This window comes from Nonomuraea sp. NPDC050478 (assembly GCF_044458265.1).
GTDB lineage: Bacteria > Actinomycetota > Actinomycetes > Streptosporangiales > Streptosporangiaceae > Nonomuraea > Nonomuraea ferruginea.
Map to the genome: position 1 here is coordinate 547338 of NZ_JBITHT010000002.1, position 14336 is coordinate 561673.

A 14336-nucleotide genomic window follows, 5' to 3' on the forward strand; every position below is an offset into this window, starting at 1 on the left:
ATCCGGGTCATGACGTCGACGGCCGGGCCGCGCCGGTCAGGCCGAGCCGGCCGGCGACCGCGTACAGGACGAAGGCCGCCAGCAGGGCGTTGAGCGCCGGGATGCCCGCGGTGACGAAGTGGCCGATCAGCGCGGCGGCCACCCAGGCGACCAGCGCGGCCGGGATCCACCCGGGCGCGTGGGCGGGCAGCTCTCCGCGCTCGCGCGAGCTGTCGAGGTCGGCGCGCCAGGTGCGCACCACGAAGTACTCGGCGACCATGATGCCGGCGATGGGCGGGATGGCCACCCCCAGCAGGACCAGGAAGTCCACCAGGTGGTCGGCCATGCCGAGGGCGGCCAGCGCGGTGCCGACGATCCCCAGCACCACGGTGACGGCGGCGCGCCCGGCCTTCACCCCGAACGCGGTGTGCAGGGTGTTGGTGACGCCCAGGCTGGCGGCGTACAGGTTCCAGTCGTTGACCTTGGCGGTGGCGGTGATCAGCACGAGCACGCCGACGGTGCCGGAGGTGGTGGTGACGATGGTGACCACGTCGCCGGTGCGCAGCGCGTGCGCGAGCAGGACGCCGACCAGGGCGAGCACGTACTCGCCGAGCGAGATGCCGAGGACGGTCTGCTTGACGACGTCGGCGGCGTTGCGGTTGAAGCGGCACATGTCGGGCGAGATGACGGCGCCGACGATGAACCCGCCGGCGACCAGGGTGGCGCCCTGGGCGAGGCTCATCGCCGGCCCCGCGGGCTGGGAGGCGATCAGCTCGCCGAGCGGCCGTTCGGCGAGCTCCACGCCGATGGCCCAGCCCGCCAGCGCCAGGAAGGCCGGGACGGTGATCCACGCGGTCCAGGCCATCCCGGCGAAGCCGTGCACGACGATCGCGGTGATCGCCAGGCCGCCGGCGATCGCCCAGATCCACGCCGGTGAGCCGCCGAGCAGGGAGGAGACGCCCTGGGCGAGCACGGCGGTCTGCACGCCGAACCAGCCGAGCAGGCTGACCGCGATCACCAGGCCGACCAGGCCGGAGCCGTAGCGGCCGAACCCGGCCCAGCGGGCCAGCAGGCTGGTGGACAGGCCCTCGCGCATGCCGGCGATGCCCAGCGCGATCGCGACGACCTCGAGGATGACGGCGCCGAGGGTGACGGCCAGGACGGCCTGCCAGAAGGTCATGCCCATGCCGAGGGTGGCGCCGAGCAGGAACTGCGACAGCGCCGACAGCAGACCGAACCGCTGCACGGCGATGGTGGTCCAGCCGTAGCGGGCGGAGGCGGGGACGCGTTCGAGTGCGTAGTCGTCACGGGCCAGGCCGGTGTCGGCGGGTAAGCCGACGGATGCGGGGGGTTGCGCCATCGTGTGTCCTTCGCAGCAGTGATCTACACCGACAACGCGACGTTAGATAAAGGAGGCGCACACGAGAAGAGGCGCGGTATGTGCAGCTTTCTACAGGCCGCTCGGCTGCCGCGGCGGAAGCTGTACACCCGCGCCCAGCACGGTGACACGCCGGGGATGCTCATGCTGCTCGACGCCGGGATCGCCCCCCGATTCCGTGACGGCCGAGCCGCATGTCTGTGCCGCCCCCACCGGTGCTCCCGGTTGTTCAGTCGTGGGACGGCGCGGGGCTGTACAGCCGGATCGTGTGGTGGGCGATGGCAGTTAAGAGATCACCGTCGGGGTGGAACGCCACGGCGCACACGGGGAACGTGTGGCCAGTGAGAGGCTTGCCGACCTGGCGGCCGGTGGTGGGATCCCACAGCCGGACCGTGCCGTCGTAGCTGCCGGAGGCCAGGAGATCGCCGTCCGGATGGACCGCTACCCCGAGCACGGCATAGGTGTGGCCCATGAGCGGGTCCCTGCGCTGTTGTCCGGTGGACGGGTCCCACAGCCGCACCGCGCAGTCCTCACCGCCGGTGGCCAGGAAGTCGCCGCGTGGGTGGAACGCCATCGTGTACACACCGCCAGGGTGACCAGTGAGCGGTTCGCCGACCTGGCGGCCGGTTGTCGTGTCCCACAGCAGGATGTTCCCCTCCTCCTCGGTGCCGGCGGTGGCGAGCAACGAGGAGGAGGGATGGAACGCCACCCCCTTCACGGTCCCGGTGTGGCCGTGGAGCGGCTCGCCGACCTGTCCTCCTGTGGCCGGGTCCCAGAGCCGGACCACACCTTGGGTATCGCCGCTGGCCAGCAGGTGACCGCCGGGGTGGAACGCCATCGCGGTCACCGGACCTTTGTGGTCGGGCTGAGATCGCCCGGTCTGTCGGCGGGCGGCCAGGTCCCACCACCGCACCACACCGTCCTTGCCCGCGGTGGCGAGCAGGTGGCCGCCGGGGTGGAAGGCCACCTCGTTGTAGCCGCTCATGGGTTCGTCGGCGGAGAGGTCGCCCACGAACCGGCGGGCGGCGGGATCCCAGAGCCGTACCGTACGGTCCCAGCCGGTTGTGGCCATCAGGTCACCGTGGGGGCGGAACGCCACCCCCAGAACGAGATCGGTGTGTCCGGTGAGGGGGCCACCGACCGGCTCCCACGAGAGCGGCGAGATGTCTCCCTCGACGTTCTGCCCCGGCTCCAGTCCGGGCGGATAGTGGTGGTTGATGATCTGATTGCCGACCGCTTGATATACCCCACCCTGACCTGATGCCTTCGCCCTCATCTGCACGTTCCGTGCGTCAGCACCATGGGAGGCGATGCCGATGGCCTCCCCCGGGCCCGACAGGCCGGGTGGCGTCCCGGGCTCGGCAGCAGGCCGGTCGGCGGTGACGGCGGATGGGGCATGGCCGGCGCGCGGTCGCAGTAGCGCCACCACCGAGACCACCAGCCCGGCCGCACCGACGAACATACTGATCACGCTCGCCCGCTGATCCAGCACGCCCAGGACCCCCGCCGGCAGGTGCAGCGGGTCGGCGAAGAACCCGATCAACCCTACGGCCAGCAACGCCGTCATTGCCGTGATCGCGGTGATCTTCACCCACCGCCTGCCCCGCGGCCGTGGAGCGCGACCGGAATCTGCCGCATTCGACATGTCTCCAGAGTGCTCCTGAATCGGCAGGAGCGGGACCCCCGAAAGGCGTCCCGAAACCGTTGCTTGGCATCGGCGTCAGCAGCCTGCCATCCACTTGAGACGGTGAATGGCGGACCAGATCAGCGGCGCCTGTGGCGGGTTCGTCGGGAGAGCCCGGAATCCCATCGGCTTGACCTTGACGCGACGTCAACATCTTGACTGGCACCAGGCGAGCGAACACCCGCTGCCCGTCGAAGAAAGGCGCCGAAGGCGATGACCCTCCCGTACGACCGCCCTGACCCCTTCACACCCCCTCCCGAGTACGCGGCCATGCGCGAGACCACCCCCATCGCCCAGGTGAAGACCCCCAGCGGCGGCCCCGCCTGGCTCGTCACCTCCTACGACGCCGTCGCCACCGTCCTGGCGGACCGGAGATTCGGGCTCACCCCTCCCGGGACCGCGCATCCCGGGAACGACACGCTCTTCCAGGACGGCGAGGCGCACGGGCGGCTGAGGCGGCTGGTGTCGAAGGCGTTCGGGCCGCGCGGGATCGAGGCGCTGCGCGATCGGACCGAGCGGCTCGCGGACGACCACGTGGCCGCGATCGCCCGGGGCGGGCCGCCCGCCGAACTCGTCGCGGACGTGGCCGGGCCCGTGTCCATCGCGGCGATCAGCGAGCTGCTCGGGGTGGAGATCGCCGACCGCGAGCACTTCCAGGCCGTCGCCGGTGCCGCCGGCGGCGTCGACTTCGTCTTCGGCGGCGAGGAGGAGATGGCCCAGGGCGCGCAGGCGTGGGAGAGCCTGTCGGCGTACGCCGCGACCCTGGTCGAGGCGAGGCGCGAGGACCTCGGCGATGACCTGCTCAGCTCCCTGATCACCGTACGGGACGCCGAGGACGGCAGGCTCAGCGACAGCGAGCTCGTCGCCATGACCGCCACCATCGTCTCCGCCGGATACCTGTCGGCCCGCAACGCCATCTCCGCGGCCGTGATCAGGCTGCTGCGCGAGGGACGCCTGGCCACGGCCTCCGAGCGGCTGGGCGCGACCGTCGAGGAGGTGCTGCGCCTGCAGTCCGGGCAGACAGGCGAGCCCTTCCCCCGCTTCGCCCAGACCGACGTCGAGCTGGCCGGGACCCGGATCCGAGCCGGTGACCTGGTGTTGGTACGCCTCGAGGCCGCACACCGCGATCCCCGGCACTTCGCCGATCCCGACGCCTTCGTACCGGAACGGAGATCGAGCCCGTCACTGGTGTTCGGGCACGGCGTGCACTATTGCCTCGGCGCGCCGCTGGCCCGCCTCGAGGTCGCGGCCGTGATCGGAGCGCTGGCCCGGCAACTGCCCGGGTTGTGCCTGGCGGGCCCGGCCGAGAGCGTCGAGTGGGTCCGCGACGGGGTCGACGCCGGCCCGAAGGCTCTCCATGTCACCTGGTGAAGCGGTGGGGTGCGCGGTGATCCGCAGCCTGAGAGACGTAGCCCCCCGGCCGCTCCGGGCGGTCCTCGACAGGCGGCGTGCGAGAAGAGGCACGGCGGCGAACGGCGGCGCGGGACCGCGGCGGTGGAACCCAGAGCGCAGCGGCAGCCACGAGCGCAGAGAAGATCAGCAGGACGCCCGCCAGGATCTCCAGCACCACGGTGATCGACATGAGGACTCCTCTTGGGCCTCGCCTGGAGGTGCCGCCACGAGGACGAAGGTCTTCCCGCACCCTCCGCCCCGGCAGCCGCGTCGGCTGCGGCCGGAGGGCCATCCCGCCGGGCCTGTCCAGGCGTGCAGACCGTGATGACGACCGGGATGTCCGACGGCGGGTACTCCCCTTTCTTCCACTATCGGCCCAGCTTGCGGCGCCGGTCAAACGCTTGACGATCACCGCGGGAGCCGCCGAAGTGGAACAGACCGGACCGGTGTGCCTAGCCTGGAAGGGCGAGGGGAGTACTTCCCAAGAGCCGGCCCGGTCAGTACGGGCGTGACTTCGTCCCCGGGCGGCCGCCCGCACGGTCGTGGGCGAAGGAGACCTCGAAAGGCCCGGCCGGTCCGAGGAGGTTCCATGCCCGTCCCCATAGGGCTGATGACGGCTGCCCCTCTGGAATCGATCGGCTCGCCGCAGCTGTGGGCGACCACCGTTGGCGGCCTTGCGCTGCTGCTGGGCGCGGATTTCGTGCTGACCCGGCGCCCGCACGAGGTACGGATGCGTGAGGCGGTCGGCTGGTCGGTCTTCTACCTGACGCTGCCCCTGCTGTTCGGCGTCTACGTGTGGCGCGCGTTCGGGCTGCAGGCCTCGGTGGGCTTCTATACCGGTTACCTGGTGGAGAAGTCGTTGTCGGTGGACAACCTCTTCGTGTTCATGCTGCTGCTGTCGGCCTTCGCGGTGCCTGGTGAGCTGGCCCAGCGGGTCCTGCTGTACGGGATCATCGGGGCATTGGCGCTGCGCGCGATCTTCATCGCCCTGGGCGCGGCCGCGCTGGCCAGCGGCACCTGGGCGTTCCTGCTGTTCGGCGTGATCCTGATCATCACCGCAGGGAAGATCCTCAGAGACGCGCTGCGCGGCACTCAGCAGCAGGTCGACATCTCCTCGATGCGCACCATCCATGTGCTGCGGCACTTCATGCCGGTCACCGCCGACTACCGCGGCTCCCGCCTGATGGTCCGCCAGGGCGGCCGGTTGGCCCTGACGCCGCTGGCGCTTGCCATCGTGGCCGTCTTCGCTACCGACATCGTCTTCGCGGTCGACTCGGTGCCCGCGGTGTACGGGGTCACCGAAGACCCGTTCCTCGTCTTCGTCACCAACGCCTTCGCTCTGCTGGGCCTGCGGGCGCTGTACTTCGTGCTGCTGGGCGTGCTGGAGAAGCTGCGGCACCTCAATCACGGGCTCAGCGTCATCCTGGGGTTCATCGGCGTCAAACTCGTCCTGAACTGGGCGCACAGCGTCTGGCCCACAGTCCCGGACATCCCCACCCTGGTCTCACTCGGCGTCATCGTCGTGGCCCTGACGACCGTCACGATCACGAGCCTGCACGCCAACCGCCGCGCTGCCCACCGTGATGTCCAACGTGTCACCGTCCCGCCGTCGGACGGATGACTCGCGTGGCGCTGGTGACGCTTGTTCTTGGGTTCGCGCCGACCTCGCAACCGGTCGCCTGCATTGGCCGTGGCGGAGGTCGTGGTCGAACGGCCGGCGTCGCAGGCCTGCGCCGGTGATGGCCTCGACGTCGACGATGCTGCGGCCGGTGCCCTGCGGCCTGCGGCCATGTCGCGCATGAGTTCCAGCCGCCGGCGCTGTTCCGGGTCGCCGCCCACCGCTTCGAGCCCTTGCTCCGCCAGCGCGTAGAACTCGCGAACTCGGCCATCTTGACGCGGAACGCGCGGGCGAAGACGTCCTCGGCCAGCCGGTACCGGTCGCGCCGCTCGCCGCGCACCCGGAACCGCTCCACCAGCCCTGCCTGTTCCCCCTCATGGTCCACTTGTTCGGATCAATCTCGTAACTCACAGCATGCTTGTTGCGGGTGGCGTGGATCTTTGCCAGGGTGACATCGTGCCTTGGCCTCACTCACGAGAGGCTCGGGGTTGGTGAGCCGGGAAGCCTGGTCGGCAGATGATCGACCTACCTGCGAGGAAGGGCTCCCCCTGTGGCCTCCCCCACCCTTTACACCTCACCCGCGGGCGAGCGGGAAGTGCGCGACTGGTGCCGTGACCGGCTGCGCTCTTGGAAGGTGCGACACCGGCTCCACACCCTGGAGACCAGTTTGGGCACCACGGCGGTCGTCAGCGCCGGCCAGGGCCGCGGCGTGGTGTTGCTGCCGGGCACCAACTTCTGTGCCGCGACCTCGCTGGAGGTGGCCGAGGCTCTGCTCCCCGGCCACCAGGTGATCATGGTGGACCTGCCGGGCCAGCCGGGCCTGAGCACGGCACGTCGGCCCGGGCGGGGTCGCCTGGCCGGCTACGGCCGCTGGGTCGGAGAGATAGTCGACCAGTTGGACATCGGACCCGTCGTGGTCGTGGGTCACTCGCTGGGAGCGGCGGTAGCCCTGGCGGCGCACCCGGGGCCGCGCATCAGCGGCCTGCTACTGGTGTCCGCGGCCGGTCTGAGCCGGGCCCGCCTGACTCCCGCGCTGATCAGGGTCACGCTGCCCTGGCTGACCGTTCCGACCGTCGAGCGCAGTCAGGCGCTGCTGCGTCACATGAGCGGCCGAGCGCACGAGACGGACGGCTCGGATCACCGGCTGGCGGAGTGGATGACCCTGGTCGCCCGGCACAGTCGCACCAGCTTGGCTCCGTCGCCGATCCCCGCGCCCCTCGTGAGCCGCTGGCGGGGCACCCCGGTGGTGGTGGCCACTGGACAGGAGGATTGTTTCTATCCGCCCGCCCGCCTTCACGGGCCTGCGCTCGCCCTGCTGGATACCAACGTGGTGAATGTGCCGGGCGTGGGTCATCTCGGTCCGCACGAGGACGCGACCCTCCTGCCCGCGCTCCTCGACACCCTGCCAAAGCGCACCTGAGCCGCTCGCGGGTGGAGCTTGATGACACCACTGGTCCGATAACGGCATCACTTCTGCCGACTGTAACCGTTTGCTACGCTCACAATTGGTGCGCCGGGAAGCCTGGTCGGCAATTGTTGTCGCCGACCGAAATCAGAGGCCCTCGATATGCGCACACGGGATTGGTTCATCCCCTTCCCCGGGATCCCTGTGGATGCTCTGCCGCCGGCGGCGGCCCATCCGAGCAGGCTCCACCCGCCCGTATCGCCATCAGGAAGCCGCGGTGTCGTCCGGTGTTCCGCCGGGCCCTCACAGGACGTTTCGCGTCCGCCGGGCGGCCGACGCGAGGATTCGGCATGAACGACAGCGCGCTCATCGTGGGCGTCTCCGAAGAGCACGGCGTGCTCGTCGTCAGGCTCGCCGGAGACTTGAGCTGGGACAACATGACCAGATGGCGATCGTGGCTGGACACGCACCTGGCAACCGACGCGAAGATGCCGGTGCTGATCGATCTGTCGGCTCTGGCCTTCCTCGACTCCTCCGGGCTTGCCAGCCTGATCACAGCCCACCAACGCCTGCAGCGAGCAGGTGTGGCCATGGCCTTCCTGCATCCCGGCGCACCGGTCACACGATGGCTGCGCATCACCGGTCTGGAAGCTCACCTGCCGATCTTCGACACCATGGACGCGGCGATACCGGCCGTCAGTTCACCGCCTCCGCCGGCTTGGCCCCGGCCTTGAGACGAGCGGTCCCACGCGAACGCCGGCCGCAAGCGGTGTGATCTTCCGTTGGCCAGATGGACCGCTGGTCAGCCTTCGATGAAGCGGCGGATCATGTAGCGGCGGACCAGGGGCAGGGAGGCCAGCCGCAGGGGCAGCAAGCTCAGCCACAGCAGGAGCGGGCTGGTGGGGGCGTAGACGCCTTTGACGCGGCGGCCGAGTTTCTGCTTGCGCTCGGCTTCGGGCCGGATGGCGGCCTCCCACGCGGCCAGCGCGGCGGGGACGTCGCCGGGGTGGGCCGCCAGTTCGGTGCCGAGGCGGTCGGCGCCGCCGACGGCCAGGGAGGAGCCGTATCCGGCGAACAGGGTGACGCACCAGGCGGCGTCGCCGAGCAGGACCACCCGGCCCTTGCTCCAGGACGGCGCGACGACCTGGCTGATGGTGTCGAAGTAGACCGACTCGGCCCGCTGAAGTCCGGCCAGGGCTTCGGGGATGACCCAGCCGAGGTCGCCGTAGACGCGCCGCAGTTCGGTGGTCACGTCCTCGCCGGGGCGGGCGTGGTCGGCGCGGTAGCCGAAGAAGGCGACGTTGCGGCCGTCGGGAATGCTGATGACCGCGGCGGTGCGGCCGCCGGAGGACAGGGTGCCGGTGGCGCCGGTGGCGATGGAGGCAGGGCGCTTGTCGAGCATGTAGACGGCGACCTTGTGCTCCAAATCGAGCAGGAAGTCCTCTTCCGGGCCGAACAGCAGGGCGCGGGTGGCCGAGTGCAGGCCGTCGGCGCCGATCAGCAGATCGCCTTCCTCCTCGGTGCCGTCGGTCAAGGTCACGCGTACGGTGTGCTCGTCCTGGTCGACGGCGGTGAGGGTGGCGCCGAAGCGGATTTCGGCGGCGCCCTCACCGCCCTCGACCTTCTCGTACAGGACGGCTTCGAGGTCGCCGCGCAGGATGGTGATCGAGCGGCGGCCGGTGGTGGCGGCGATGGTGGCACGGTCGAGGGAGAAGCGGCGGTCGCCGTTCGGCTTGTGGTAGACGAGTTCGTCGGTGATGAAGCCCTTGCCGAGCAGGCCGGGCAGGATGCCCATGCGTTCGGCGGCGTCGTAGCCGATGCCGCCGAAGGTGACGGCGTAGCCTCCGCCGCGGCGGGCGGGGGCGCGTTCGACGATGAGGGTGTCCCAGCCGATCTGGTGCAGGCGCAGGGCGGTGGCCAGGCCGGCGATGCCGGCTCCGATGATGATGGCGCGCATGAAAGGTTGCTTCCTCAGGAGGCGAGATGGTCGAGTAGCCGCTGTTCGGCGGTGGCGTCCAGCCAGGTGTCGGGAGAAGGGGCGTCCGCGCGGGGTGCCGGATCGCCTTCGGCCCGCAGCCAGGCCCAGGTGTCGGCGAGGGTCTCGCGCAGCGGGCGGGTGGTGAGGCCTTCGGCCAGGGCAGCGCTGACGTCGGCGTCGTGCATGCCGCTCGGCACGCTGCCGTCGGGCAGCCGTAGCCCGAACTCCATGCCGAGCGGCAGGCCGTGCCGCAGGAGCAGGTCCGGCTCCGCCCACACGAGCTCGGTGTCGAACCCGGTCACGTCCAGGGCCGTGGTGAGCAGGTCGCCGAGGGTGATCGCGCCTGGCGGGCCGGTGGTGGTGAAGGCGCCGCTCAGGCCGCGTTCGGCGGACTGGAGCAGCCAGATGGCCAGGTCCCGGACGTCGATGTACTGCAGGGGCGTCTGGGCGGGGGCGGGCGCGAGGACCTTGCCGCCCTTCTCCAGGCGGCGCAGCCACCACGGGATGCGGCCGACGTCCTCGTACGGGCCGAGGATCATCCCGGCTCTGGCCAGCAGCGCCGTCTCGGGGAAGGATTCGAGGACGGCGAGCTCGCCGCCGCGCTTGGCCGCGGCGTAGTCGGCATCGTCGGTGCCGGCGGGGTCGCCGTCGACCAGGGGCGCCTGCTCGTCGGCGCCCGCGGGCCAGGGCCAGCGGTGCACGCCGCGACTGGAGACGTAGCCGTAGTGCCCTGCCCTGCCGGACAGCAGGCGGGCGGTGTCGCGCACCACTCTGGGCGCCCAGGCCCAGGTGTCGATGACCGCGTCCCACTCCTGGCCGCCCAGCGCCCGCCGGACAGCCTCGGGGTCGGTGCGGTCGGCGAGCAGCGCCCGCACGCCGGGCGCGGGGTCACGGCTGAGGCCGCGGTTGAGCGTGCTCACATCGTCACCGCGCTCCAGTGCCGTCTCCACGACGGCGCGGCCCACGTGGTGGGTGCCGCCGAGAACAAGCAGTTTCATGACGCTCCTGGGGTGAGGGGCAGGAAAAGGGCTGATGGGCGCAGGTGGTCGTGGAAGATCTCGTGCTCGGACGCGCGCAGGCCCGTCCCGGTCGCGAGCGGCTCGCCGGTGCCGGGGTTCCGGCCGAAGCGCGGGTGTGCGCCGCTGGAGACCTGCAGCCGGATGCGATGGCCGCGCTGGAACCGGTGGGCCACCGGCCACAGGGTGACCTCGACCGTGCGGATGTCGCCCGGCTCGCGCAGGCGCACGATCCCGTCGCACACGTTCATCGACCGGCCGCGCTCGTCCACGTCACACAGGCGGGCGAAGTAGTCGACGTTCGGATTGGCCGAGCGCGCGTGCAACCGCACGCGGACCGGGCCGACCGCCTCGACGTGGTCGGGCAGGGGCGCGGTCGTGAAGGTCAGCACGTCGGCTCTGGCCTCGACGGCGCGGTTGTCCTGCGTCCCGACCGACATGCCCGCCTGCGTGCCGCCGACGGTCGGGGTCGGGTCGGCGGGGTCGTAGCGGTAGCGGCTGGGTGCGGCCTGACCTTCGTGCGGGGTACGGCTGAGACCGCCGGCTGGATGCAGGAACCAGGGGGTCGGCTCGTGCGGGGGCGGCCACGCGGCCAGGTCGCGCCAGTGGTCCGCCCCGGTGACGAACAGGCGTACACCGGTGGGCGCCTGCCGTCCGAGCAGCACGGCGTCCAGCGAGGCCAGCGCGTCGGCCAGCCCCTGGCGCGTGTAGAGCCCGCGGCCGTGCCCCCATGGGCCGACCAGAAGCCGCACCTGGCGTCCGGCGGCCACCAGGGCGGCGTAGTCCGCAAGCATCCCCGGCAGGAAGCAGTCGTGCCAGCCGCCCTGCAAGTGCACCACCGGCGGCATGCGCGGGGTGTTGGCGCGGTGGTCGGTGCTCGCCCAGTACTCCTGGCTCGCCTCGTGCCGGACCCAGTCCCGGAACCATGGCACGGGGTGACCGGTCAGGGCCTGGTCGGCCTCCTGCAACGGGAGGGCGAGTGTGGCCCTCGACAGCCGCCGGGCGGCGCCCACCATGCCGGCCATCTGGCGGGCGATGCCGCCGGTGAACATCCGCTCCACCAGCTGCACCCAGCCCAGCGCGTTCCCGGTCGCGAAGGCCCCGCCGGGGTACATGAAGCCTTCGGCCAACGACGACGGCGCGTCCTGGATGAGCGCGATCTTCCACTCCGGGATGTCGCGGGCGGCCAGTTCCCACTGCGTGAAGCCGAGGTAGCTGGCGCCCCAGGTGGCCAGTTCGCCGCCGAACCACGGCTGGGCGCGCAGCCAGCTCAGTGTGCCGTCGCCGTCGGCCGGGTCGATGACGAAGCCGTCGAAGCGTCCGCCGGATCCAGCCGTGCCGCGCAGGCTCTGGAACAGCACCTGGTAGCCGCGCTCGGCCAGCAGCGCAGGAAGCCGGTCCAGGACGTTGCCGCGGCCGTACGGGCCGCGCAGCAGCACCAAGGGAGCCTGGCGCTGACCGGCCGGGTAGTAGTGCGTGGCGAGCAGTCGCACACCGTCGGCGGCCGGGATCTCCACGTTCCGCCGCACCCGCACCCGGTGACGCAGGGTGGGCCGCACGCCGTACACACGACTGAGCAGGGTCATAGCCGGTCAACTCCCTATCGACGTGGAACTGGATGTCACATCGCCGACCAGGCTTCCCGGCACACCATCGAACCTCCCGCGGAGGCCGATGCCAACACTATACCGACTTTTCAGAAATTTCTGAAGACATGGCGTGTTCGATATCCTGCTTCCGCAAGGAGGCACACGTGAACGACAGGCATGAGCAGTGGCAGGCGGCCGAACGGCTGGCCCTGACCCTGATCGAAGGCGGGATGCAACGCATGTCCGCGCGCACCCTCGCGGTCTTCCTGTTCACCGACCAGGAAAGCGTCACCGCCGGCGAGATCGCCGACCGGCTGGAGGCCAGCGCGGGCTCGGTCTCCGGCGCGATCAAATCCCTGCTGACGGTCGGCCTGATCGAACGCCTGCCCGCGCCGGGCAGCCGCCGCGAGCACTACCGGCTCCGCGACGACGCCTGGGCCACCCTGTTCACCAGCCAGAACACCGTCATTCAGGCCATGATGCAGGCCGCGGCCGCCGGGATCGCCGCCACCGAAGGCGGCAACCCCGCCCATCAGCGCCTGACCCAGATGCGCGACTTCTACGCGTTCCTGCTCGGCGAGCTCCCCGCCCTGCTGCACCGCTGGCACCAGCAGGGCGCCTGACCCAAGCCCGCCGGCCGGCGCGAGCGCCCAGCCTCGGCCTGCCGCCAGGAACGCCTCGCCACGATCCGCGACAACCGCGCGATGTCTTCGGCGGCACCACGGCGACGACCTATGGCTCGGGGTGTATCGACGCGCGCCGCAGCCAGCGTCCGAGGCCGTCCGAGCCGGGACGGCCGCGCCAGGCCAGATGGGCGTCCGGGCGCACCAGCCACACCTCGTCATCGCGCCAGCCGTCCGGCGTGAGAGTGACGACGCGGTCACCCAGCGCGGCGCTCACCTGCGGCTCGCAGAGCCGCGCGCCCGGGCCGGTGGCCAGCAGGGCCCAGCGTCCGCCCAGCTCGGCGTGCAGCCGCGTGCCGGCGCACGCGAGATCCGCGACCCGGTCACCCGGCCGCGGCCGGCGTCCCAGCCGCGATCCGCGACCGGCCAGCGGGCCGCGACGGTAGGTCACCCCGAGCTGGGAGGCGGCCATGGTTCCCCGGCGCTGCACCGCCGGCCGGTTGAACAGGGGCACCAGCACCCACCTGATCAGCAGACGCAGCAGCGGGCTGTCGCCGATCTGCAACCGGGCGGTCGCGCTGGTGGAGCGGAGCACCTCGGCGGCGAGCGGGCGGCGCTCGGCCTGGTAGGTGTCCAGCAGCCGGTGGCCGGCGCGGCCGTGGACGACCAGCGCGAGCTTCCAGGCGAGGTTCTCGGCGTCGCCCATCCCGGTGACCATGCCCTGGCCGCCCATCGGGCTGTGGATGTGGGCCGCGTCACCGGCCAGCAGGACGCGCCCTTGCCGGTAGCCGGTCGCCAGCCGCCGGTGGACCCGGAACATCGAGGCCCAGACGAGGTCCTTGAGCTGTTCACCCGCGAGCCCCGCGCGCTCGCCCACGACGCGCCGGAACGCCTCCAGGATCTCGGCCTCGTCCAGCTTCTCGTCGGTGGCGCCCGGCAGGTAGGCCATCAGCCGCCACAGGTCGTCGCCCGTGCCGTCGGGCGAGGGCATCGGCATGACGAACAGCGGCCCGTCGGGATGAGCCCAGCCGTGCCCGCCCTCGCGGCCGAGGCCGAAGCCGGCGTGACCGTCGGCCAGCAGCCACTGGTCGGTCAGGGGCGCGCCGGGAAATCCGATGCCGGCCAGCTTGCGTACCGTGCTGTGCGCGCCGTCGCAGCCGGCCAGCCAGCTCGCGCGTACGGTCCGCCCGCCGCCGAGCACGGCCGTGACGCCGTCCCCGTCCTGGCGTGCGTCGACCAGTCCGGTCCCCCATTCCACGCCGCCGCCCAGCTCGGCGAACCGGCGGCGGAGCGCGGCCTCGATCTCGGTCTGGGGCAGCACCAGCGCGGGCCGGGGAGTGCCGAGGATCGGGTCGCCGAAGCGGATCCGCATCACCGGCCGGCCCCCGATGTAGGTGGTGAGCACCAGCCCCTGGGCCGAGCGTTCGGGCAGGTCACCGAGCGCGCCCAGCCGGTCGAGCACCTCGACGCCTCTGGCGTGCAGGAGGTTGGCCCGCGACGTGGTCGCCGGCCCCGCCGCCTGGTCCACCACGCGCACCCGCACGCCGTGCAGCAGCAGGCCGCAGGCCAGCGCCAGCCCGGCCGGCCCGGCGCCGACGACCAGGACATCCGTGGATTCGTTCATGACATCTCCCTTAGAACGGAACGATTCCGTTCCGGCCCTTCCACGGTACG

General features: G+C 71.5%; 12 protein-coding genes. 5 read left to right on the top strand and 7 right to left on the bottom strand.

The window, feature by feature from the left end; genetic code table 11:
- Positions 1–7 precede the first annotated feature (7 nt).
- Entirely contained in the window at positions 8–1339 is a 1332-nt protein-coding gene (locus tag ACIBF7_RS10595; protein WP_271278563.1) for a cytosine permease, read from the bottom strand.
- Positions 1340–1586: 247 nt separating this feature from the next.
- A complete protein-coding gene (locus ACIBF7_RS10600) occupies positions 1587–2924 on the bottom strand; it encodes a WD40 repeat domain-containing protein (RefSeq protein ID WP_397196942.1) in 1338 nt (445 codons plus the stop codon).
- 330 nt (positions 2925–3254) lie between these two features.
- Here ACIBF7_RS10600 and ACIBF7_RS10605 point away from each other — a divergent pair, with 330 nt between their 5' ends.
- On the top strand, positions 3255–4412 hold the full coding sequence (locus ACIBF7_RS10605) for a cytochrome P450 (RefSeq protein WP_397196943.1): 1158 nt from the start codon (positions 3255–3257) through the stop codon (positions 4410–4412).
- On the opposite strand, the gene ACIBF7_RS10610 is transcribed toward ACIBF7_RS10605, so the two are convergent.
- Positions 4402–4623, bottom strand: coding sequence for a hypothetical protein (locus tag ACIBF7_RS10610; RefSeq protein ID WP_397196944.1), 222 nt, complete (start codon positions 4621–4623; stop codon positions 4402–4404). The genes ACIBF7_RS10605 and ACIBF7_RS10610 overlap by 11 nt on opposite strands.
- Before the next feature lie 399 nt (positions 4624–5022).
- Here ACIBF7_RS10610 and ACIBF7_RS10615 point away from each other — a divergent pair, with 399 nt between their 5' ends.
- From ACIBF7_RS10615 to ACIBF7_RS10625, 3 genes are all read left to right on the top strand, one after another.
- Positions 5023–6054, top strand: a complete 1032-nt coding sequence (locus tag ACIBF7_RS10615; RefSeq protein WP_397196945.1) for a TerC/Alx family metal homeostasis membrane protein — start codon at positions 5023–5025, stop codon at positions 6052–6054.
- A gap of 547 nt (positions 6055–6601) precedes the next feature.
- Positions 6602–7471 carry an alpha/beta fold hydrolase gene (locus tag ACIBF7_RS10620; protein WP_397196946.1) on the top strand — a complete coding sequence of 290 codons (870 nt, stop codon included), beginning with the start codon at positions 6602–6604 and terminating at the stop codon, positions 7469–7471.
- A 335-nt stretch (positions 7472–7806) separates the two neighbouring features.
- On the top strand, positions 7807–8190 hold the full coding sequence (locus ACIBF7_RS10625) for an STAS domain-containing protein (protein WP_148032211.1): 384 nt from the start codon (positions 7807–7809) through the stop codon (positions 8188–8190).
- Positions 8191–8258: 68 nt separating this feature from the next.
- Here the strand turns inward: ACIBF7_RS10625 and ACIBF7_RS10630 are convergent, their stop codons facing one another.
- From ACIBF7_RS10630 to ACIBF7_RS10640, 3 genes are read right to left on the bottom strand one after another with little or no spacing between them, the layout of a single operon-like run.
- The gene (locus ACIBF7_RS10630; protein ID WP_397196947.1) at positions 8259–9413 is read right to left on the bottom strand and encodes an FAD-dependent monooxygenase; all 1155 of its coding nucleotides are present in this window, start codon (positions 9411–9413) and stop codon (positions 8259–8261) included.
- A 14-nt stretch (positions 9414–9427) separates the two neighbouring features.
- Complete coding sequence (locus tag ACIBF7_RS10635) at positions 9428–10432, bottom strand: reductase (protein WP_397196948.1); 1005 nt, start codon at positions 10430–10432, stop codon at positions 9428–9430.
- The gene (locus ACIBF7_RS10640; RefSeq protein WP_397196949.1) at positions 10429–12036 is read right to left on the bottom strand and encodes a CocE/NonD family hydrolase; all 1608 of its coding nucleotides are present in this window, start codon (positions 12034–12036) and stop codon (positions 10429–10431) included. Before ACIBF7_RS10640 ends, ACIBF7_RS10635 begins: the two co-directional genes overlap by 4 nt.
- Before the next feature lie 167 nt (positions 12037–12203).
- Here ACIBF7_RS10640 and ACIBF7_RS10645 point away from each other — a divergent pair, with 167 nt between their 5' ends.
- Positions 12204–12662 (top strand): GbsR/MarR family transcriptional regulator, encoded by a 459-nt coding sequence (locus ACIBF7_RS10645; RefSeq protein ID WP_397196950.1) that lies wholly within the window; start codon positions 12204–12206, stop codon positions 12660–12662.
- Positions 12663–12771: 109 nt separating this feature from the next.
- On the opposite strand, the gene ACIBF7_RS10650 is transcribed toward ACIBF7_RS10645, so the two are convergent.
- Positions 12772–14286 carry an FAD-dependent monooxygenase gene (locus tag ACIBF7_RS10650; protein WP_397196951.1) on the bottom strand — a complete coding sequence of 505 codons (1515 nt, stop codon included), beginning with the start codon at positions 14284–14286 and terminating at the stop codon, positions 12772–12774.
- Positions 14287–14336: the final 50 nt, after the last annotated feature.

What these genes read in the sequence shown, in the direction of transcription:
- ACIBF7_RS10595 (WP_271278563.1), bottom strand. Translation starts at nt 1,339, where the DNA reads ATGGCGCAACCCCCCGCATCCGTCGGCTTACCCGCCGACACCGGCCTG.
- ACIBF7_RS10600 (WP_397196942.1), bottom strand. Translation starts at nt 2,924, where the DNA reads ATGACGGCGTTGCTGGCCGTAGGGTTGATCGGGTTCTTCGCCGACCCG.
- ACIBF7_RS10605 (WP_397196943.1), top strand. Translation starts at nt 3,255, where the DNA reads ATGACCCTCCCGTACGACCGCCCTGACCCCTTCACACCCCCTCCCGAG.
- ACIBF7_RS10610 (WP_397196944.1), bottom strand. Translation starts at nt 4,623, where the DNA reads ATGTCGATCACCGTGGTGCTGGAGATCCTGGCGGGCGTCCTGCTGATC.
- ACIBF7_RS10615 (WP_397196945.1), top strand. Translation starts at nt 5,023, where the DNA reads ATGCCCGTCCCCATAGGGCTGATGACGGCTGCCCCTCTGGAATCGATC.
- ACIBF7_RS10625 (WP_148032211.1), top strand. Translation starts at nt 7,807, where the DNA reads ATGAACGACAGCGCGCTCATCGTGGGCGTCTCCGAAGAGCACGGCGTG.
- ACIBF7_RS10630 (WP_397196947.1), bottom strand. Translation starts at nt 9,413, where the DNA reads ATGCGCGCCATCATCATCGGAGCCGGCATCGCCGGCCTGGCCACCGCC.
- ACIBF7_RS10635 (WP_397196948.1), bottom strand. Translation starts at nt 10,432, where the DNA reads ATGAAACTGCTTGTTCTCGGCGGCACCCACCACGTGGGCCGCGCCGTC.
- ACIBF7_RS10640 (WP_397196949.1), bottom strand. Translation starts at nt 12,036, where the DNA reads ATGACCCTGCTCAGTCGTGTGTACGGCGTGCGGCCCACCCTGCGTCAC.
- ACIBF7_RS10650 (WP_397196951.1), bottom strand. Translation starts at nt 14,286, where the DNA reads ATGAACGAATCCACGGATGTCCTGGTCGTCGGCGCCGGGCCGGCCGGG.